The organism is Bacillus sp. SD088 (genome assembly GCF_017355205.1).
In the GTDB taxonomy this organism is placed as follows: domain Bacteria; phylum Bacillota; class Bacilli; order Bacillales; family Bacillaceae_C; genus Lederbergia.
The window spans coordinates 42,936-61,578 of the sequence record NZ_JADIJK010000013.1 but is presented as its reverse complement, the minus strand read 5'-3'; the positions used below and the strand labels follow the sequence as shown (position 1 = coordinate 61,578).

The following is an 18,643-nucleotide window of genomic DNA, read 5'->3' as shown; positions in this document are numbered from 1 at the left end:
ATGAGAGTTATTTTATTGGAATGTAAAAAAGCACTATTATCGCCGATTATTTTAGGGCTACTCCTGTTATTCACAGCATGGAATATTTTTATTATTTACAATGCTTCTCATTTCAAAGAGGAATTAGCGATCGTGAATGAACTAGCGGGAAAATATGGTGAAGAATATACAGAGGACTCGCTAGCATTATTGGGGGAAGAAATCAAAACAGAGTTAGTGCAACTGAATGCGATAACTGAAAAGACAGCTTCTCAAACGTTTGTTAGTGCGCTTGATTTTTTTGATCAATTGACATTCAAGGAACAGGAGAAGTATATGGAGGAGGAATTGAACACTTTTTACGAAATAGCTTTAAAAGAGATGTATATGAGCACAGCTGCTTCAATGGATGAAAGTTATGCAGGATTCGATATTCAGAAAATTGGAGAAGACGAGATTGCTCAGTTCGGGTTAACTGGCTCTGCAGCGGAAACCTTACGGAAGGAATACAGAGACTTTGAGGATCGCTTTGTAGCGTTACAACAAAATGGAGAGCATAGGCAATGGTTTTTCTCTGGACAAAACTACCACATGCACAGCCTGCTATTCGGCACTGTATTTCGCCATCTTGTCATTGAGGGGATAATTTTAGTTGTGTTGGCCACCGCCTTAATCACCAATTTTGAATTTGAACAGCGAACTCAACTTGTGGCTTATGCAACAAAAAGAGGGAGAACATTAATGGCTGATAAATTAGTCGCTTCCCTGCTTACAACCATGGCCTTAACCATCTTTTTATCCGTCGTCACCTTAGGAACCTATTTCACTATTTTTGATTATGCTCATTTATGGAAGACCGCGATCAGCAGTGGGTTCAATTGGGAAGCTAACTTTCCGTATGTATCATGGTGGAATTGGTCCTTGCTTACATATTTTCTTATGAGCATGGCGCTTTTCTTTCTCTGTATGCTGTTATTTTCCTTATTTACCTTTTCGATTTCCGTATTAGTCAAAAACAACTATTTTACGTTTATTCTATTTGCCATCTTGTTCATCGTCCTTTATCTCGTTCCAGGGTTTATCCCTAACTCTACAAACCTTATGTTGATGGCAGGATACACTCTTTCTTCGCTAGTATTGAATCCACTGCAATGGTGGATGGGAACCGGTGGACTTACGATATTCAAAAATTACGAATGGATGACCATTACAGTTTGGACGATTATTTTGATCGCGCTCTGCAGGTTTTCTTATAGAAGATTTGCGCGGCAGGACATTTCATAAGGGGAGTAAATTATGGGGATTATCATCAATGAAATAAAGAAAATATTAAACTGGAAAATTCTTTTGGTCCTGGCTTTTGTGAATGTGAGTTTATATTACTTTTTGATTGAGTTTGATATTCAATATTTTCCGAATGGTCGCCCTGCCTTGGATTCATACAGAATTGGTGTGGAAATGCTTGAAAACTATGGTCCTGAAATGAATGAAACAGAACTTGCTGATTTTAAGGAAAAATATAAGCAAGAGGTTCAGAAAGCGGATCAATTTTTACAGTCACGACAGGATGCTCAAGATGTAGGAGTGACCTCATACGAGGATTTTCGAAATTTGGGCATAGATGATCAATTAGCTGATGAACTACATTCGAAGATTATGTTTGAAGAAAGTGTCAATCTTTTCTGGGAGCTACAAGAACGAGAAAGATTAATCGAATTCCATGATATGAGAGACGAGATCATACAAAATAACCCTCAACAAAGGAGACATTTAACCAAATTAATGGAGATTGGTCATTATGACTTGTACCCTGAGGTGGTGGTTATGAATTATCAAAGTATCATCCGCAGTATTGCGATTGCTGTTCTTATTAGCGTGGTTTTGCTCGTTTCACCACTTTTGCTCCGCGATCGTTCCTTACGAATACTTGACCTACAGTATACAGCAAAACTAGGGAGAGCGATTTTCAAAAAAAAGCTAGTGGCTGGCTTCATTTCAGCCTTCCTTGTAATGAGCGGGTTATTGGCGATGTATCTTGGATTGTATTCACAAAACCATCCAGAGCCATTTTTCGATGTGCCCATGAACAGTTTTATCGGAGGTGAACAGTGGTATGATCTCACCTTCTTTCAATATATTATTCTCACCGTTGTCGCCATCTATGTATTGGGGTTCATACTAGTCTTCATGAGCCTTGCTGTTTCCCATCTTGTCCCTAATTATATTACACTCATTGGCGTCCAGGTTCCAATTATCTTTGGGTTACTTGTCTTCGGCTTACGTTACTTACTAGACTTGATCACAAATTTAGACTTACCCCAATGGCTTGTCCCATTATGTTATAGTTTTTTTCTTGTAGCTAGCATCGTATTTATTATGCTATTATGGAAACGAGAAAAGAAAACAGACATCATACTATAAGGGAGAGCTAAAAGTGTGGCAGGGACTCGTGATTCTCGGTATATTCAGTATTCTCTGGATCCTATACCGTAATAAAAGATACAAGAAGAAATACGTACATTCATCTCGAGAAATGATCGTCAATTTATTTTTTGTCTATCTTGTATTCGTCGTATTCCTGACCATGCAGCCATTCCAATGGAATCTCCCTTTCGGAATATGGGGTGGAAAGACAACCTATCATTTTGATTTCCACCTCTTTTATGAATTAAAAAACATGTCCAATCCTAAGCTGCAAATGCTCTATTCACTTGGAAATATTGCTTTATTCATTCCCTTAGGGCTATTTACTCCCTTACTGTTTCGACATTGCCAACGGTTATGGACGGTTTTATTGTTAGGATTTGCCTCTTCCTTAACGATTGAGTTGATTCAAACCTTCTTTACGATGACAAGGCGCGGAACCCTGGATGATTTAGTGTTTAATACTTCGGGAGCCGTGATTGGGTATAGCTTATACATCATGATCAAAGTGGTTGCTAAGAAAATACCTGTTTTGCTTCATACCGCAAAGTAGTGATAAATACCATCCCTTAAAAAAGAGCTTTTATTTTAAAAAGCTCTTTTTTAGATGGCAAAACGGCAAGCCTTGCTGAGTTGTTTGCACCAGTTATTAGCCGTTAAAAGCAGGTTATTAGCCGTGGCGCGGTCTCTATTAGCCTTCGCAGGTCTCTATTAGCCGTTGGAGCCTTGCTATTAGCTGTTGCTCTTGCGCTATTAGCCGTGGCCCTTTTCAACGGCAAGTTTGCATCTCCGATAGTTGCTTTGCTTCATTTGCTGCCTCTTTTTTGCTCTATTAGCCGTTAGAAGCGGTTTATTAGCCGTGGTACTTATTCTATTAGCCATCGCAAGCACTCTATTTGCCAGTAAAGTCTTTCTATTAGCCGATGCTCTCGGGATTTAGTCGTTACTTTGTTTTTAAAGCAGGCTTCGTAGGTAATCTAATGATAATTCATATTTTCGATGTCTGCGTTCACCCTTAGTTGGCAAATTTAAAGAATTGAGCAGTTTGGATGCGGTATGAATAGAATCAACTCCAAAGAACTTCCGAAACTCTCGATTGGTTATGGTTGTACAAATTAATAAACGATAATCAATTAGTGCTTGAACAAACGCCTTATCAGCTTTTTGATTGCAAATGTGACATCTCCAGAAGCGTTTGAGTCTTTTAACAGAGAACTGTCCACATTCTTCACAATAAATTCCCGGCATCATTTCACTCTTATTCACCCCATACTGACTAAATACGTCCGGTTCATCTGGTGTATGCAGCCGTAGTAAAAGCTCTGAGATTTTCACTAACTCATTATCACTCAAAATTGGCTTTGGATGTTTTTTCTCAACAAGTTCGAAACCAAATCTTAATGCTTGTGGTCGAATAACTGTTTCTAATACTTCCTTATAATCGGGGCTTGGCAAAATAGTCGACTTTGGGTTGGTAATCACAATGAAGGCATCGCTTGGGAGAGAAGGGAAGGAGTATTTCTCCAATAATACTTTTAAAAAGTATTGTTGGTTTTTTACTTGGACAATAAGATTGGGAAACGATTCTCCCACATTATTTAACTCTCGTATTAATTGTTTTGGGTCAAAAAACAATTTTCCTGCCATATGTTTTCCTTCAAAAATTAGAAGATAGTATGGGGTTAAAATAAGTGTGTCAATTTGAAAAAAGGCTTCACTGGAGATGGGCAATCGAAGATCGTGAAAAATAAAGTGGTGTTTTTGTAGTGGAAGGTATTTCGTATAGTAATCTAAAACCTGTTCGCCTCGATATCCGGCATAGCGCCTACCTAATTCTTCCTTAACCTGGGCCCTAGCTGGGTGGCTTTCTAAAAGTCTCCTTTGTAATGCCTCTAATATTAATATCACAATTGGAACTGTTCTTTCCTTCTGTTTCACTTCATCACCTCTTTTTAGTCTATATACATATTCTACTCTATGTACAAAAGTCCTTCTCCCCTTTTATATGAAAGGGAAGAAGGACTCAAAGTTCAATTTTAATCGCTTGCCCATTTTTATCTTGAATATCAACGATGGTTAATCCTTGATAATTCTTTATTTCTTTTACGATTGGTTGAATGTCCTTCCAATCTATTCGGTCTAGGGAAAACGATGGCGAGTTTGTTTTTTCTTGCTTTTGTTTTACTCTAGATTCGATCAGCTTCCACAAGAGTTTTGTTGTCGCAAGCCGCCCTCCAGCCCGGAGAATAAAATAGGGCACGTGGAAAGTCCTAGATTTTTGATTTTCTTGACCAATCGTGATTTTCAACATGAGCGCTCTTACTCAATCACGATTGAAACTTGTTCGCCATCGCCACTCGCAATATCGACAATCTGACCTTCTGCTTCATGCTCAATTGCTTCTAATATAAGATCCACATCAATTTTATCAATTCCCTCAACATATTTAGCAGATTCAGGGATTTTAGATGCTATACTTAATCCAGATTGTAAAACGGCCTTCACCAGCCGCAATGGCAAGTTCACATTTACTTTATCGTCTTCGTCTATGATGCGAATCTTTAGAGATTTACTTAAATAATCTGTGCGTTCCACTTTCGCTACCGTCTCTTCTTTCTCTTGCAAGGCTTGAATCAAAGCTGTTGCCTCTTCTGAGTCTAATTTTCCTTCTTCCATCATCGCTAAGATTTTTTTGATTTCCTCTTTCATGCCAATCATCCCCCTCTTTTATTCATCCTTTAATCTTCGTAAAGCCTCTTCTGCGGTGATTTCGCCATTTTCTAGCATGGTGATCACCTGTTTTTCCTCTGTTTTACTTTTTGTTTCTTTCTTTTCGGGATAACCTAGGGCTGCAACCACATCGTTTAGTTTTCCTCGGACAGTTGGGTAAGAAACACCTAACTCTTTTTCAACTTCTTTAATATTTCCTCGACTTTTCAAAAAGATCCCAATAAAGTGCAATTGTTCCGGCGTGAGTGATGCCCAGCTTGATAGCTCGAAGTCATTTTCAATTGTTGTATGGCAATGATCGCATTGTAATTTCGTAATCTTTAACTTATGTGAGCATACTGGGCAGTTTGTAATTAATGGATACCCCACACTCTCCCTCCTTTTATTTAATTTATTAATATCATATTAATACATATTAATATTTAAATCAATATTTATTTAAAAATTAAATTACAAAATTAATATTTTTATCAAACAAACTAAAAAACTCTATTAGCCAAGTAAATTGGCCAACAGAGTTTTTTGTAAAAACATATTTTCTATTCTAACCTTACAGCTTCCTTCTGTGCGATCAGGCAAAGTTCAGCTGTTTTAAAGGCATGTGCCTGTGTCATTGCGTTTTCAGTTCGATTTAAGCAATCTAAAATAAGTTCACCGAAGAAAGGAAAACCTACTTCACCTTTTACTGAATAATGATAGGTACCTTCTTGGTTCACAAGATAGACCTGATTTCCTTCACGTTCACGGCCTACATCAATATACTTACGGATTTCAATATATCCATCTGTTCCAAGAATGATGGTTCTCCCATCTCCCCAGACTTCCGATCCGTCCGGAGTCAGCCAATCCACACGACAATAATGACTAGCCCCATTTTCGCCAACAATCATACAATCACCAAAATCCTCTAATTCAGGGTAATCCTTATTGGTGTAATTTGCGACCTGACTGCGCACAACCTTTGCATCCGTATTGCCCGTATAAAATAGGAACTGTTCAATTTGATGGCTACCGATGTCACAAAGAATGCCACCATACTTCTCCTTTTCAAAAAACCATTCAGGTCGTGAGGATGCGTTCAGTCGATGTGGAGCTAGATTGGTCACTTGAATAACACGCCCAATTGCCCCTTGTTCGATCAACTCGCCGGCAAAAACAGCACTTTCTACATGGAGTCTTTCCGAATAATAGACCATATACTTCTGACCAGTTCGCTCAACTGCTGTCTTGGCATCCTCCAATTGCTCCAAGGTTGTAAAAGGTGTCTTATCCGTAAAATAATCCTTTCCACTATCCATAACACGAATGCCAAGTGGCCCACGTTGATTAGGAATCGCTGCTGCTGCCACAAGTTTTACCTCAGGATCCTGGAAAATCTCTTCCTCACTTGTCGCCGCCTGAACTTTTGGATAGGCTTCCAAAAACTTTTCAACCTTTTGTGGGTCAGGATCGTATACCCATTTTAAAGTCGCGCCTGCTTCCACAAGTCCATTACACATCCCATAAATATGACCGTGATCAAGCGCCATCGCTGCCATCACAAATTCTCCTTCCGCAACGACACGGTTGGGCTTACCCTTTGGCGCATAGTTCATTCCATCTTTTGACATATAGCTCCCTCCTTTCGCTTTTAATGCGTACCGCTAACATCTAAAGTAACATCATCTGCTGACTGCTTACGGAACGTTGATGCGGCAATTTTCTCTTGTAATTTTTCATAATAAAGATCTTCATCAATCGGTAGGTCCACCCAGTCATCTAACCAGCTAGATAAGTATACGCCATTTGAAATGGCCAAGCTTTTAATTCCTTCTTCACCTGGGGCTAATAGTTCCGCACCATTTAAAATCGCATCCACCCAATTTTCCAAAATCCCTAAATGCTGATTATTTTTGCCACGCACCGGAATCTCCATTTTCCAGCACTCCGGTTCGCCAAAGCCGCCTCTAAACGTTTGATTGAATTCACGCTCAGATTGTCTTAGCCGCCAGAAGGTTAATTTTCCATTTTCAATTACAAGTTTTCCACGATCACCTGCTACTTCAAAGCGGTTCGTACCAGGCGCTTCCCCTGTTGATGTTACAAATAAGCCTGTTGCTCCATTTTCATATTCAACATAAGCCGTCACATCGTCTTCCACTTCAATATCATGGTACTTTCCAAATCCACAGAACGAGCGAATTCTAGTTGGCATCATACCGGTAATCCATTGCCATAAATCAAGTTGATGTGGAGACTGATTCAGCATCACACCACCGCCTTCGCCCTTCCACGTAGCACGCCAGCCACCTGATTCATAATAGCTTTGCGCCCGATACCAATCCGTAATAATCCAATTGGTCCGCTTAATCTCACCTAGTTCACCAGACTGAATTAGCTCACGCATTTTTTTATAAAGCGGATTTGTCCGTTGATTAAACATCATACTAAACACTTTTCCACTTTTAGCAGCCGCCTCATTCATTAAGCGAACATTTTTCGTATAAACGCCCGCAGGCTTCTCACATAGAACATGCCAGCCTTTTTCAAAAGCCCTAATTGCTAGTGGTGGATGCTCGTAATGTGGGGTCGCAATAATCACACCATCGATCTCAGCTTCAGCAAAAAAATCATCAATCGTTAAAAAGCGTTTGACTCGATCTCCGAATTCTTCTCTGGCTTTAACCATTCGTTCTTCACGCACATCGCACACAGCTGTTAAGATAGCCCCATCAATTTCACGATTGAACAGGCGTTTGGCGTGATTTGTCCCCATATTTCCCAGTCCAATTATTCCTACTTTTACGTTTGTCATGGTTAAAAGCCTCCCTTTATTTTCCTATTAAACTTGTACACATGATTTTGAACCTAACAACATTATTATTCCGAAAAGGCTGAAAAAAGCACTTCGATTTGCAGTTTAGATTTTTTCCTTCAATTTCAGTAAGTTCTCTAAGCTTAAAGCTAGACTATCCAGTGGGTTTCCAGGACAGGAATCTTGTTCCACCGCGTACCATTCTACTCCCGATTTCTCACCCCATTGCAAGATTGGAATAAAGTCAATTTTTCCGGTGCCAATTTCGGCGAATGTTTCTTGTTCATCATCGGTCATATCCTTCAGATGGATAATTGGCATCCTATTCACATAAGGCTGGATAAAGGACAGTGGATCCTGACCGCCTTTTTTCACCCAATAGAGGTCAACTTCTGCCAAAACCTTGTTTTCTGCAACTGGCTCTAATAAGTATTCAAGTGCTGACATTCCATTTATCTCAGTTGAAAATTCAAAGGCATGATTATGATAACTAATACGATAATCAGGAACCTGCTGAGCCACGTCATTTAATTTTTTTCGGACGATTTTATAGCCTTCCTCTGTTTGATATTCTGCTGGTAAATATGGACAAACAATATCCTTTGTGCCGTATAAGTCCGCTTCTTTCACAACATTTTCCAAATCATTCTCTAAACGATCTAATGAAATATGCATTCCTGCTGTGCCAAGTTGATTGTCCTTTAGAGCATCCGCAACTTCTTGTGGGTCATAGCCTTGCGGCAAAGCTGAAATCTGTACACCTGCCCAGCCCATCTTCTTAATCTCTTGAAAAACAGGTGTGATTCCCTTCGCTAGCTGTTCTCTTACTGTAAATAATTGTGCAGCAAATTTCTTTTCCATTTCTGTCACTCTCCTACTCTATGATTTTAATTTTTGTCTACGATATACAGAAGGTGTCATACCTACCCTTTGCTTGAAAAAACGGCTAAAGTGCGCCTGACTCTCAAAACCTGATTCTGTTGCTATTTCCACTAAGGTTCGATCTGGGTACATTTCCAGGTCAAATTTCACTTGATTTAAACGACATGTCATCACATAATTCATCACTGTTGTACCCGTTACTTCCTTAAAAATTCTCGATAAATAAAACTTACTTAAATTCAATTCAGATGAAATATCTTCTAAACTTATACTCTTTTTAAAATGTGTCTGAATAAAATGAGCAATTTTTTCAACATGAAGCACCTTTTCACTTTTTGGCATGGCTAGATGTTGATTTTCTTTTTTACTCAATTTATAAATTTGCATCAAAATCGTTAAGAGTAAAATCTTTAATTCTGCCTCTACTTCCGGCTTCATCATAAATGCGATGTCTTCATTCATCAGATGATCCATTGTCTTCATCGATTGTAAGATCCGTTCTCTTTCTCCTTCATCTTGGCCGCGAAGCAAGCAATTATTCATCTCTTTGAAGGGAGAGAGCAATTCTGGCATCCGCAGTTCCTCAATCACTGGATAAATCCAATCCGGAGAGAAATGCACCACGCTTCGTTCATACAAGGAAAATTTAGATGGATTAGCGCGATGGGCTGTTAAGCCATTCATAATAATAATATCTCCAGGCTGAAGATCATAAATGGAATGATGAATAAGATATTTACAATCCCCTTGATGAAAGAAATACACCTCAAACTGCGCGTGTGAGTGGAACGCAAAGTCCTGTTCTCCAATTGATTTCATTCGGTAATTCGGTCTTAACCATTCTTCCATCTTTCCACCTCTATGTATTCTGAAAGGGCTTACTTTATATACTAATGTTTTTCCAATGATTTTCATTACCCCTGCATGCTCAAATTCTTACTATTATTGACTCAAATTGCTCTGAGAATGTCAAATATGGGTAAATATAATTTGCCCATCAATAAAACAGCACATTATTCTGTACTCCGTTGAGTAACAAAATAATGTGCTTATTTTTACTTACCGCCGATCACACCACAGACAATGCGATCTCCGGCATTTCCGGCAGGGTCGGTCTTATAATCATCTGCTTTTTCATGAATAACAAGAGCACTGCCGTCCTCATCAAGCAAGGAACCCTCTTCGCCTTCCTTTAATGTCACATTTGGGGCCGTGATCACAACATTCACCGTGCCATCGTCTTCGATTCCGATATTCGGTAAGTCCCCTATGTGAAAACCTTTGGGATTTTCAAAGCCATGTTCTTTTTTTCCTGGGTTAAAATGAGCACCTGCGGATGTAAAATCCGGTGCTTCACATACCCCGGTTTCATGAATATGAATCGCCTTTATCCCCGGCTCTAAGTCTTTCGCCTGCAAGTGGATTTGTACTCCTTCTACTGTTTCCTTTAGGGCCGCTTTGCCAACTTCCTTTCCTTCAGAATTGATCATCTGTACATCGACATCTGCGTGGCCACTAACAGGAATAGCCTCCTCCTCTACTTGCGGCACCGCCTCTTCTCCACTACTACAAGCACCTAATGTTATCCCCATAACTAGCAGGACACACAACAATTTTTTCACAGAAAAACCTCCTATTATTAAAATCATTAGCATGATTGCCATACTGGGGATTTTTCAAACAGGAGGTCTTTCATTATTCTTACTCTACATTATAATTTACTTCAATTTCACCCGTGTAATTGAAGGATAAATCATCATTTTTTTGAAACTGCAAATCTTTTGGGATTTGTAAGTAGATAAAACGAACTTGCCTCATTGTGCCATCAGCAAAGATATTTCTACTTTCTGTAAATTGCGAGAGAACCAAATCTCTTTCCGCTGTGATCCCCTTAAATTCAAAAAACTCGCCAACTTCCTCAAGGTTTAAAGTATCATCTGATAAGTTAAATTGAATCGACCTGACTTTATCAGAGAAATCCAGTGCTTGATAGATCACACTCGCAATATATTTCCCTTCAATCATGCCATCATTCTCTTGTTTTCTTTCTACAACAATCGGGACCGTTTCCTCCACTGTTTGTTGTAGATTTAACTCATTTCCCTTATATGGCTGCTGCCAAGTTTCTCGAATATACTCAGGATTAATATCAGCAAGCCTCCCATCATAGATCGCCTGTTCAAGCTCCATCGTTTTTTGCTCCAAGTTCTTATACTGCACCCTTGGAATCTCCTCGCCCGTTTTCGGCAAAAGTTCGTAGATAAAGGGTGAGAGAATGAGAGCAATCGCATAAATGATGATTAGGGCTGTTACGATCTTTTTATTTTTAAAAATTCCCCCTTTACCTGTTACTAGATTTCGCAACAGCTTCCAATACAAGAACCCAATAACTAAAAGAGGAATGAGCAGCCCTAATAAAATGATATTACTCATTTCCTCACCTCCAGTTTATTTGAAAGAAGGATAGCTACCACAAAGAAAATGCCAGAGATGAGTAACACCTTCAATAAAAAGAGCCAAAAGTGAGATTCCCTCATAATAAAACCAAAAACAGCTCCCACTTCCTCATCATAGCCACTTGACACGGAGGCGATCAATACTCCTACACAGATTACAGGCAGCATGTACTTAAGGCTTTGATGCAACTGTATGATCATACCAAGCACATAACCAAATGAAGCAAACAGGAAAACATACAAGCTAATCGCACCAATAGAGAGGAGAAAATCAAGTGGTGCCTGAAATAATCCCGCTCCCATCGTAAGCTCATTAGAATAATAGCCAAGGATCCTCACAATATACCCGCATAAGGTCGCAGAGATTCCTCCTATAAGGCTTGCTGTTAGTAGAAATAGGATATTCGCCAAATGACTGCTTAGTCGATTTCCGACAAAGGCATAATCATCGTATCGGGCTGCTTTAGTGGTCGTAAAAATCGCTAGAGAAAATGTCCATAAAATGGTAAATATCACCACAATATCACCTGAATAATAGGTGAGCTCAACGGAAAGGTCTCTACCATGGAATCCAGATGACCCACTCCCTCCTGACGAAAAGAATATCGCTAACACTTGTAAAATCACCAGGGTGCCAAATGTCGTAAAAAAGGATTTACTTTTAAAAACAAATTGTTTCCAAACAACTTCAGAGAGACTCGTTTCGATTAAAGACATCATCGATCCCTCCCTTATCTCCGTTTGTTAAATAAATACACAGATCATTCGCTGACACAGGCAATACATCAAGTCCTTCCTGCTTTACTTCACGAATCGTGTCTTCTGACCATTTATTCCGGATCACAGCATATCCAAGTCCTGGGCCGATTTCTTTTTCATACACGATTTCTTGCCCTTCAGTCCACCGAGCAATGGCCGACTTTTTCCCTTGAAGACCAATCGCCCATTCCTTCAAGTCGGAAATGGATGAATGCTGCAACACTTTTCCTTCGTGAATCAGCAACACATCCTCTAACAAGTCCTCTATTTCATTCAAATGATGGCTTGAGAGGATAATGGTCCGTGGATGAGCTACATAATCCTTAAGCAATGCCCGATAAAAATCCTTACGTACCGCAGCATCCATCCCAGTCGTCGGTTCATCGTAAATCGTTAAGGCACATCGAGAAGAAAGTCCAAAAATCATATTGAAGGTACTTCTCATTCCTTTTGAAAGCTGCTCATAATAGGCCGTTTTTGATAAAGAGAAATACTCCAGCAATCGCCTCGCTAATTCAAGATTGAAATTGTCATAAAACCGCTCGCCCTCTTGCAAAATTTCGCCCAATTGTAATGAGGGTGGAAAAGTCATTTGGTCGTCGATCATAACGCTATTAGCGGAAACAAGTAAACTGTTAAAAGGTCTGCTAGAAAACACTTTGATCTCGCCAGCTGATTCGTTGGTAAAACCAGCAATCATTTTTAGCAGCGTGGTTTTTCCGACTCCATTTCTACCGATTAGTCCGGTGATTTTCTCTCCTGCTATGGTAAAAGTTACATCCTCTAAGACTGACTTTCTTCCGTAATTTTTCACTAATTCTTTACATTCAATCACATTCACTTCTTCTCCTCCTCTCCCCTGATGACCGCTTGAACCATCTGTAATAAGTCCCGTTCCTCTACTTCCAATCGTTTTGCTTCTAGAACTAGTTCATGAATAAGCCCAGTTAATGTCTCACTCTTTCGCTTCTTCAATATGGCTTTCTTCGCATTCTTTGTTACAAACATACCGAGTCCACGTTTTTTATATAAAATTTGCTCATCCACTAGCATGTTCAACCCCTTTGCGGCTGTCGCTGGATTAATCGTAAACATTTCTGCCAATTGATATTGTGAGTATACTTTTTCATCACTCTTGAACGTTTCTGCGATGATTTCATTTTCAAGCCATTCCGCAATCTGCACATAAATGGGTTTAGAGCCATCTTGGTGTAACAGCATCCAGGGACCTCCCTTCGAAATTAGTGCATTAGTGTTGTAATGTAGTATATAATTTTTCTTATCTCTAGACAAGGAAGATATTGGATTTACTAAAAAAATCTTACTGGTTATGGTACGATATAGTATATAAGGGGGCATTTTGCTTATCCGATCTTTAAAAAGATCATCTAGAAAGGAAGACCTTCATGAAACAAGATCAAATACTGGATATTCAACTCGTAAAAGAAATGAAAGTCGAGCTCACTCGATTTATGATGGCGTATCAATTTGCTTGTGATGAAATCAATACAAAAATTAATATATTATCAGATGAATTTAATTATCTTCATGACTACAACCCGATTGAACATGTAAAATCGCGGGTTAAGTCTCCCGAAAGTATTTTTAATAAAATAAGGCGAAAAGGATTTCCATTTTCCCTCAATGCTATTAAGGAGAATATTCGCGACATTGCAGGGGTACGGATTACTTGTTCGTTTATTTCAGATATTTATGTTTTAGCTGAGATGATAGGCAAACAAAAGGATATTACCGTTATAGAATACAAGGATTATATTCAAAATCCCAAGCCCAATGGCTATCAAAGCTTACATCTTATTGTCCAAATTCCTATCTATATGACCGACCGCACAGAGCATACGTATGTCGAAATTCAAATTCGTACGATTGCGATGGACTTTTGGGCAAGCCTTGAACATAAAATTTACTATAAGTATGATAAGGAAATTCCAGAACATCTGGCGAAGGAACTGCAGAGCACCGCATTTATTGCGGCAGATCTTGATAAAAAGATGGAGAAATTGCATAAAGAAGTTTCCTCTATCAAAAAGGAAAATGAAGATGATGGCGTATTATCCCGCTTAGAAGAAGACGTCATCACCAATATCCTCCCTAAAGTGCTGGATCAGTATAAAAGAAGTCTTGAAGACGGTTCATAACAATGAATGTTTCGGGATTGTTTTCCAAGAGACCATCTACTATAATAAGAGCTAGTATCACGATTATCGGGATGTAGCTCAGCTTGGTAGAGCACTAGCATGGGGTGCTAGGGGTCGCAGGTTCAATTCCTGTCATCCCGATCACAAAACTGTACTTTTAGATTGACATTTGTTACCATACTTCTAGCAGATAAAGTGAAACTTCATTCAGTGGGGGTCTTACTGCCAGTTAATTCGGGATAAAGATATAGGATATCCTCTGAAGTGTGGGAAACATGAGGTCTTAGACGATTTTCATGAAGAACTGCATTTCTTTGAAAATGCAGTTCTTTTTATGTATTTTGAAAAAAGAATGACATTTTTTATAGAAAAAACTAGATAACGATCACTTACGCCATGGCCTTCTATGATTTTTAAATTCATCTAGGAGTTGAGCAAAATGAAAGATACTTGGGGGCTTATCAATACTGGACATCAAGATGCAGCGATCAATATGGCATTGGATGAATGTCTCCTCCTTTGGCATAGCCAAGATCTGATTCCACCTGTTCTTCGTTTCTATGGTTGGTCAAAGCCCACTCTATCCATTGGTCATTTTCAAAAGGAAAGAACAATTCATTTTCCCGGTATTGAACAACACGGGTGTCAATTTGTCCGTCGTCTAACTGGAGGAAGTGCTGTGCTGCATGATGATGAATGTACTTACAGCCTTGTTGTTTCTGAACGAAAACCCTATATAGAAGATTCGATTCGGAAAGCCTATCATGCATTGGCCCAAGGCATTTTTGCAGGATTTAAAGAATTAGGCATCCAAGCGCAGTTTTCTATGCCTGAAGATCATTTTATAGAGGAACGGTCTGCTGTTTGTTTTGAAAGGCCATCCGATTATGAAATGCTTGTCGATGGGAAGAAAATATCTGGCCATGCTCAGACAAGAAAAATGGGCGTTTTGATGCAACATGGTTCCTTACCTTTTACAATCGATCAAGACATGCTCTTTGATTTATTCGCCTTTTCAACAGAAGAGATGCGCGCCCGAAAAAGAAAGGCTTTTGCAAATAAGGCCATCTCTATGAATGAAGCGAGCGGAAGAAACATTACATACGATCAGGCAGTTGCTGCATTTACAAAGGGATTTGAAACTGGATTGGACTTACAGTTTACTCCATTTGAACTTAGTGACTCCCAATGGGAAGAAGTACAGGCTCTAGCAGAATCAAAGTATCGTTCAGATGAATGGAATCTAAAATTTCAAAAGAAGGTGCAGGCATAATGGCAATCGATAAACAAGAATATATTAGAAAACCAGAATGGTTGAAAACAAAAATTAATACGAATGAATCTTATATGGGCTTAAAAAAATTAATGCGCGGTCAACGTTTAAACACAGTCTGTGAAGAAGCGCGTTGTCCTAATATTCATGAGTGCTGGAGTGAGAGAAAAACAGCTACCTTTATGATCCTTGGAGATACGTGCACAAGGGGATGCCGTTTTTGTGCAGTCAAAACGGGACTTCCAAATGAGCTAGATTGGGGCGAGCCAGAAAGAGTCGCTGATTCCGTAGAAATTATGGGCTTAAAGCATGTCGTGGTTACAGCGGTTGCCCGTGATGACTTAAATGATGGTGGAGCGGCTGTGTTTGCCGAAACCGTCAGAGCGATCCGCCGGAAGAATCCTGGATGTACAATTGAAATCTTACCATCTGACATGAAGGGAGATTATGAAAGTCTTCACACCTTAATGTCCAGTGAACCAGAAATTTTCAACCATAATATCGAAACCGTGGAGCGCTTAACACCAAAGGTTCGTGCGAAAGCAACCTATCGTCGCTCACTCCAACTTCTACAGCGAGTAAAAGAAATTGCTCCAAAAACACCAACAAAATCAAGCATCATGGTGGGGCTTGGTGAAACCAAAGAAGAAATCATTCAAGCCATGGATGATCTTCGTGCTCACAATGTCGATATTATGACAATTGGCCAATACCTACAACCAACGAAAAAGCATTTAAATGTGGTTCGTTATTATCATCCTGACGAATTCGCAGAATTAAAGGAAATTGCTCTTTCCAAAGGCTTTAGCCATTGTGAATCCGGCCCACTTGTTCGCTCATCCTATCACGCAGATGAGCAAGTAGGTCAAGCCGCTGCTCAACGCCGCATCAACTATATGAAAGGCGTTGAAGAACAAGAAGAACAAGAAGTTGATTTTAATTTTTAATAGAACAAAAGCGCAAGCGCCCGTTTAGCGACGTACAAACTTTTTAAGCTTCTGACGAGATAAAGGATACACGGCGAAGCATGAGCCGATGTTGACTTATCGTAGGAAGAAGCTAAAAGTTTGCTAGCCGCTGGGCGACGAAACTAAACCATATCCCAAGTGAAGAATATTCGCTTGGGATACTTCTTTTCGTCCATCAAAGCGCTATTTTCTCATTCATAATGGATTCTGCCAAAGCAATATCTTTTATAAAATCCGTATATTCCTTACCATCTTCTATACACCAGCTTACTCCCATAACAGTTTCCACATATAGGCATTGTCTTATAATCTTTTCAGGAATATGAAGTTCTTTATCAAAAAAATGTATGATATGGTTTATTTTTTTATATGTTGCTGCATCTTTTTCATCATCAAATTCATTTAATATAAAACGGGGAACATCAAAAACAGGATCGCCTATTACACCTTTAGGATCAATGATTACATACTTACCGTCCTTACCAAGTAGAATATTATCGTGATGAAAGTCTCCGTGAAGCAATTCCTTTTGCGAATACAAGGCAGAAACCGATAAACATATCTCTCTTGCCTTTTTCATATGCCCATATAGCTCCTGACAATCGTTGCGTCTACTCATATAGTCTGTTATCCGATCAACCCACTCTGTATAAGTCGGATAGATGTCCTCTTGAGTGGAGGGAATATGTAATCCTTTATATAAAGAACAAAAAATAGCCAGTCTTTTATCGAGAGACTTCTCAGCCCTTAGTGGTTGTCCAGGCTGCACACACTCTTCAAGAATGACACCATTCTCAATATCATTTTTAAATACCCTACAAAATCTCTTGCCGTTATACTCAGACAGAGCATAAAATTCTTTAAATATCTCTCCGAAAGATGGATTGCCTATTTTAAGTACGACATTTCCTAGGCTTTCCGAATAACATTTAAAAACTAAGTTTGCAGAATATGAAGGAATGAGCTGAAATGAGGTTAAATTCCACTTATCAGTATAAACTTCAATATCTCTCAAAACTTTATTGTGGAAATCCTCTCCAAAACGATTGATTATTTCTTCAGTCTCATTTTTTTTGAAACGAAAAGGGTTATCCATCCGAGTAAACCTCCCATTGAGTACTATGGTAAACTTCGATTTTTCTAAAATAATACCTGCTCCTTAATTAAAAAAATCCGCTAGATATCCTCTCACTAGCGGATTTTTTATGATTCTACTCTTAATCAAACATTTGATTAAATGTTTATCAAGCCTTTTTCACTAGACTAATGGAAAAAGAAAGACCAAGCCCAAGTATAAAAGTGAAGATGCTGATGACAAGGGTTGTCCCACTTGCCATGCCTGGATAGATAACAAATACAGAGCCGATAATCATGCCAATAATGACTGCATACGTCATATGTGAAGAACGGGAGAGTAGATATTGGATCCCTTTACTACTCACCACAAAACCAACGATCACCCCAGCTCCAATCGTGATAATCAATGGAATATTAAAGGTCGAAAGCGCATTGATCGCTGTTGAATACACACCTAATAACAGCAGAACAAAGGAACCGCTAATTCCTGGCAAAAGCATCGCCATACTCGCTAACCAACCTGAAAAAAATAATCCGATCATAGTGGACATGTTTAATGTCGTAATGGGATCTACATTTTCTTGCGTTTTGAAAAATCCTAAGGATGCAAGAAGCAACGCCATGATTACTAAAATAATATAGTGCTTAGCTGAAAAGTTCTTTTTCACTTCTGCCTGTTTCATAAGATAAGGTAAAACACCTAACACAAGCCCCATGAAAAAAACTGCGTGGGCTCTTTGTGCTCCGATAGTAAATAATCTATCCCCTTACTGAGGACAATTAATGCTGTTCCCATGCCAAGTGCAAGCGGGAGTAAAAAGCCAATATGCCTTTTCCAATCTCGGCTAAAAAAACCGCTAATTGCCGTCAGTAACCGATCATAGATTCCAAGAACGAAGGCAACCGTCCCCCCACTCACACCTGGTATTAAATCCGTTGTTCCCATAAGAAAGCCGCGAAATATATTTTTCCACTCCATCGATTTTAGAATCTCCTCTATTAAAATTCATACGCTTTATTATAGCATAGGGGAAGTTTAAAGTTGAAAGGTTTTACTATACGAGAGTATTTTTCATTATACGACAGTATTTCAACGCTATACGACAGTATTTTTCTGCATCCGACAGTATTTCTTTGGATTA

At 39.1% G+C, this 18,643-nt stretch carries 20 protein-coding genes, 1 tRNA gene and 1 pseudogene; 7 read left to right on the top strand and 15 right to left on the bottom strand.

Annotation, left to right across the window (positions count from 1 at the left end):
* Genes IPU53_RS12800 through IPU53_RS12790 form a run of 3 tightly spaced genes read left to right on the top strand, consistent with a single transcriptional unit; the run spans position 1 to position 2,956 of the window.
* Complete coding sequence (locus tag IPU53_RS12800; RefSeq protein ID WP_207451264.1) at positions 1-1,263, top strand: hypothetical protein; 1,263 nt, start codon at positions 1-3, stop codon at positions 1,261-1,263.
* Between the two features lie 12 nt (positions 1,264-1,275).
* Positions 1,276-2,400: a hypothetical protein gene (locus tag IPU53_RS12795; RefSeq protein ID WP_207451262.1), complete on the top strand. Its 1,125-nt coding sequence runs from the start codon at positions 1,276-1,278 to the stop codon at positions 2,398-2,400.
* Between the two features lie 13 nt (positions 2,401-2,413).
* The gene (locus IPU53_RS12790; protein WP_207451260.1) at positions 2,414-2,956 is read left to right on the top strand and encodes a VanZ family protein; all 543 of its coding nucleotides are present in this window, start codon (positions 2,414-2,416) and stop codon (positions 2,954-2,956) included.
* Between the two features lie 401 nt (positions 2,957-3,357).
* On the opposite strand, the gene IPU53_RS12785 is transcribed toward IPU53_RS12790, so the two are convergent.
* From IPU53_RS12785 to IPU53_RS12725, 13 genes are all read right to left on the bottom strand, one after another.
* On the bottom strand, positions 3,358-4,341 hold the full coding sequence (locus tag IPU53_RS12785) for a nuclease-related domain-containing protein (RefSeq protein ID WP_207451258.1): 984 nt from the start codon (positions 4,339-4,341) through the stop codon (positions 3,358-3,360).
* A gap of 85 nt (positions 4,342-4,426) precedes the next feature.
* Positions 4,427-4,714: a hypothetical protein gene (locus IPU53_RS12780; protein ID WP_207451256.1), complete on the bottom strand. Its 288-nt coding sequence runs from the start codon at positions 4,712-4,714 to the stop codon at positions 4,427-4,429.
* Between the two features lie 8 nt (positions 4,715-4,722).
* On the bottom strand, positions 4,723-5,112 hold the full coding sequence (locus tag IPU53_RS12775) for a hypothetical protein (protein WP_207451254.1): 390 nt from the start codon (positions 5,110-5,112) through the stop codon (positions 4,723-4,725).
* An 18-nt stretch (positions 5,113-5,130) separates the two neighbouring features.
* Positions 5,131-5,502 (bottom strand): DUF2089 domain-containing protein, encoded by a 372-nt coding sequence (locus IPU53_RS12770; RefSeq protein WP_207451252.1) that lies wholly within the window; start codon positions 5,500-5,502, stop codon positions 5,131-5,133.
* A 170-nt stretch (positions 5,503-5,672) separates the two neighbouring features.
* A complete protein-coding gene (locus tag IPU53_RS12765) occupies positions 5,673-6,743 on the bottom strand; it encodes a Gfo/Idh/MocA family protein (protein WP_207451250.1) in 1,071 nt (356 codons plus the stop codon).
* A 20-nt stretch (positions 6,744-6,763) separates the two neighbouring features.
* Positions 6,764-7,927: a Gfo/Idh/MocA family protein gene (locus IPU53_RS12760; RefSeq protein WP_207451249.1), complete on the bottom strand. Its 1,164-nt coding sequence runs from the start codon at positions 7,925-7,927 to the stop codon at positions 6,764-6,766.
* Between the two features lie 105 nt (positions 7,928-8,032).
* On the bottom strand, positions 8,033-8,788 hold the full coding sequence (locus IPU53_RS12755) for a sugar phosphate isomerase/epimerase family protein (protein ID WP_207451247.1): 756 nt from the start codon (positions 8,786-8,788) through the stop codon (positions 8,033-8,035).
* A gap of 18 nt (positions 8,789-8,806) precedes the next feature.
* Positions 8,807-9,658, bottom strand: a complete 852-nt coding sequence (locus IPU53_RS12750; protein WP_207451245.1) for an AraC family transcriptional regulator — start codon at positions 9,656-9,658, stop codon at positions 8,807-8,809.
* Between the two features lie 206 nt (positions 9,659-9,864).
* Complete coding sequence (locus tag IPU53_RS12745) at positions 9,865-10,431, bottom strand: superoxide dismutase family protein (protein ID WP_207451243.1); 567 nt, start codon at positions 10,429-10,431, stop codon at positions 9,865-9,867.
* A gap of 79 nt (positions 10,432-10,510) precedes the next feature.
* Positions 10,511-11,242, bottom strand: coding sequence for a hypothetical protein (locus tag IPU53_RS12740; protein WP_207451241.1), 732 nt, complete (start codon positions 11,240-11,242; stop codon positions 10,511-10,513).
* Complete coding sequence (locus IPU53_RS12735; RefSeq protein ID WP_207451239.1) at positions 11,239-11,985, bottom strand: hypothetical protein; 747 nt, start codon at positions 11,983-11,985, stop codon at positions 11,239-11,241. The genes IPU53_RS12740 and IPU53_RS12735 overlap by 4 nt, the downstream gene beginning before the upstream one ends.
* Complete coding sequence (locus tag IPU53_RS12730; protein ID WP_207451237.1) at positions 11,954-12,865, bottom strand: ATP-binding cassette domain-containing protein; 912 nt, start codon at positions 12,863-12,865, stop codon at positions 11,954-11,956. The genes IPU53_RS12735 and IPU53_RS12730 overlap by 32 nt, the downstream gene beginning before the upstream one ends.
* Positions 12,862-13,245 carry a GntR family transcriptional regulator gene (locus IPU53_RS12725; protein ID WP_207451234.1) on the bottom strand — a complete coding sequence of 128 codons (384 nt, stop codon included), beginning with the start codon at positions 13,243-13,245 and terminating at the stop codon, positions 12,862-12,864. The genes IPU53_RS12730 and IPU53_RS12725 overlap by 4 nt, the downstream gene beginning before the upstream one ends.
* 185 nt (positions 13,246-13,430) lie before the next feature.
* Between IPU53_RS12725 and IPU53_RS12720 the strand changes: the two genes are divergently transcribed.
* From IPU53_RS12720 to lipA, 4 genes are all read left to right on the top strand, one after another.
* Entirely contained in the window at positions 13,431-14,183 is a 753-nt protein-coding gene (locus tag IPU53_RS12720; protein ID WP_207451232.1) for a GTP pyrophosphokinase, read from the top strand.
* A 67-nt stretch (positions 14,184-14,250) separates the two neighbouring features.
* Positions 14,251-14,324: transfer RNA gene (locus IPU53_RS12715), tRNA-Pro, on the top strand.
* 298 nt (positions 14,325-14,622) lie between these two features.
* Complete coding sequence (locus tag IPU53_RS12710; protein ID WP_207451230.1) at positions 14,623-15,456, top strand: lipoate--protein ligase family protein; 834 nt, start codon at positions 14,623-14,625, stop codon at positions 15,454-15,456.
* Positions 15,456-16,403: a lipoyl synthase gene (gene lipA, locus IPU53_RS12705; RefSeq protein WP_207451229.1), complete on the top strand. Its 948-nt coding sequence runs from the start codon at positions 15,456-15,458 to the stop codon at positions 16,401-16,403. Before IPU53_RS12710 ends, lipA begins: the two co-directional genes overlap by 1 nt.
* Before the next feature lie 196 nt (positions 16,404-16,599).
* On the opposite strand, the gene IPU53_RS12700 is transcribed toward lipA, so the two are convergent.
* A complete protein-coding gene (locus tag IPU53_RS12700; protein ID WP_207451228.1) occupies positions 16,600-17,520 on the bottom strand; it encodes an aminoglycoside phosphotransferase family protein in 921 nt (306 codons plus the stop codon).
* 148 nt (positions 17,521-17,668) lie between these two features.
* Positions 17,669-18,480 (bottom strand): annotated as a pseudogene (locus IPU53_RS12695) (DUF368 domain-containing protein).
* Positions 18,481-18,643 lie beyond the last annotated feature (163 nt).

What these genes read in the sequence shown, in the direction of transcription:
- IPU53_RS12750 (WP_207451245.1), bottom strand. Translation starts at nt 9,658, where the DNA reads ATGGAAGAATGGTTAAGACCGAATTACCGAATGAAATCAATTGGAGAA.
- IPU53_RS12725 (WP_207451234.1), bottom strand. Translation starts at nt 13,245, where the DNA reads ATGCTGTTACACCAAGATGGCTCTAAACCCATTTATGTGCAGATTGCG.
- lipA (WP_207451229.1), top strand. Translation starts at nt 15,456, where the DNA reads ATGGCAATCGATAAACAAGAATATATTAGAAAACCAGAATGGTTGAAA.
- IPU53_RS12720 (WP_207451232.1), top strand. Translation starts at nt 13,431, where the DNA reads ATGAAACAAGATCAAATACTGGATATTCAACTCGTAAAAGAAATGAAA.
- IPU53_RS12710 (WP_207451230.1), top strand. Translation starts at nt 14,623, where the DNA reads ATGAAAGATACTTGGGGGCTTATCAATACTGGACATCAAGATGCAGCG.
- IPU53_RS12795 (WP_207451262.1), top strand. Translation starts at nt 1,276, where the DNA reads ATGGGGATTATCATCAATGAAATAAAGAAAATATTAAACTGGAAAATT.
- IPU53_RS12735 (WP_207451239.1), bottom strand. Translation starts at nt 11,985, where the DNA reads ATGATGTCTTTAATCGAAACGAGTCTCTCTGAAGTTGTTTGGAAACAA.
- IPU53_RS12775 (WP_207451254.1), bottom strand. Translation starts at nt 5,112, where the DNA reads ATGAAAGAGGAAATCAAAAAAATCTTAGCGATGATGGAAGAAGGAAAA.
- IPU53_RS12740 (WP_207451241.1), bottom strand. Translation starts at nt 11,242, where the DNA reads ATGAGTAATATCATTTTATTAGGGCTGCTCATTCCTCTTTTAGTTATT.
- IPU53_RS12700 (WP_207451228.1), bottom strand. Translation starts at nt 17,520, where the DNA reads ATGGATAACCCTTTTCGTTTCAAAAAAAATGAGACTGAAGAAATAATC.
- IPU53_RS12765 (WP_207451250.1), bottom strand. Translation starts at nt 6,743, where the DNA reads ATGTCAAAAGATGGAATGAACTATGCGCCAAAGGGTAAGCCCAACCGT.
- IPU53_RS12780 (WP_207451256.1), bottom strand. Translation starts at nt 4,714, where the DNA reads ATGTTGAAAATCACGATTGGTCAAGAAAATCAAAAATCTAGGACTTTC.
- IPU53_RS12760 (WP_207451249.1), bottom strand. Translation starts at nt 7,927, where the DNA reads ATGACAAACGTAAAAGTAGGAATAATTGGACTGGGAAATATGGGGACA.
- IPU53_RS12755 (WP_207451247.1), bottom strand. Translation starts at nt 8,788, where the DNA reads ATGGAAAAGAAATTTGCTGCACAATTATTTACAGTAAGAGAACAGCTA.
- IPU53_RS12800 (WP_207451264.1), top strand. Translation starts at nt 1, where the DNA reads ATGAGAGTTATTTTATTGGAATGTAAAAAAGCACTATTATCGCCGATT.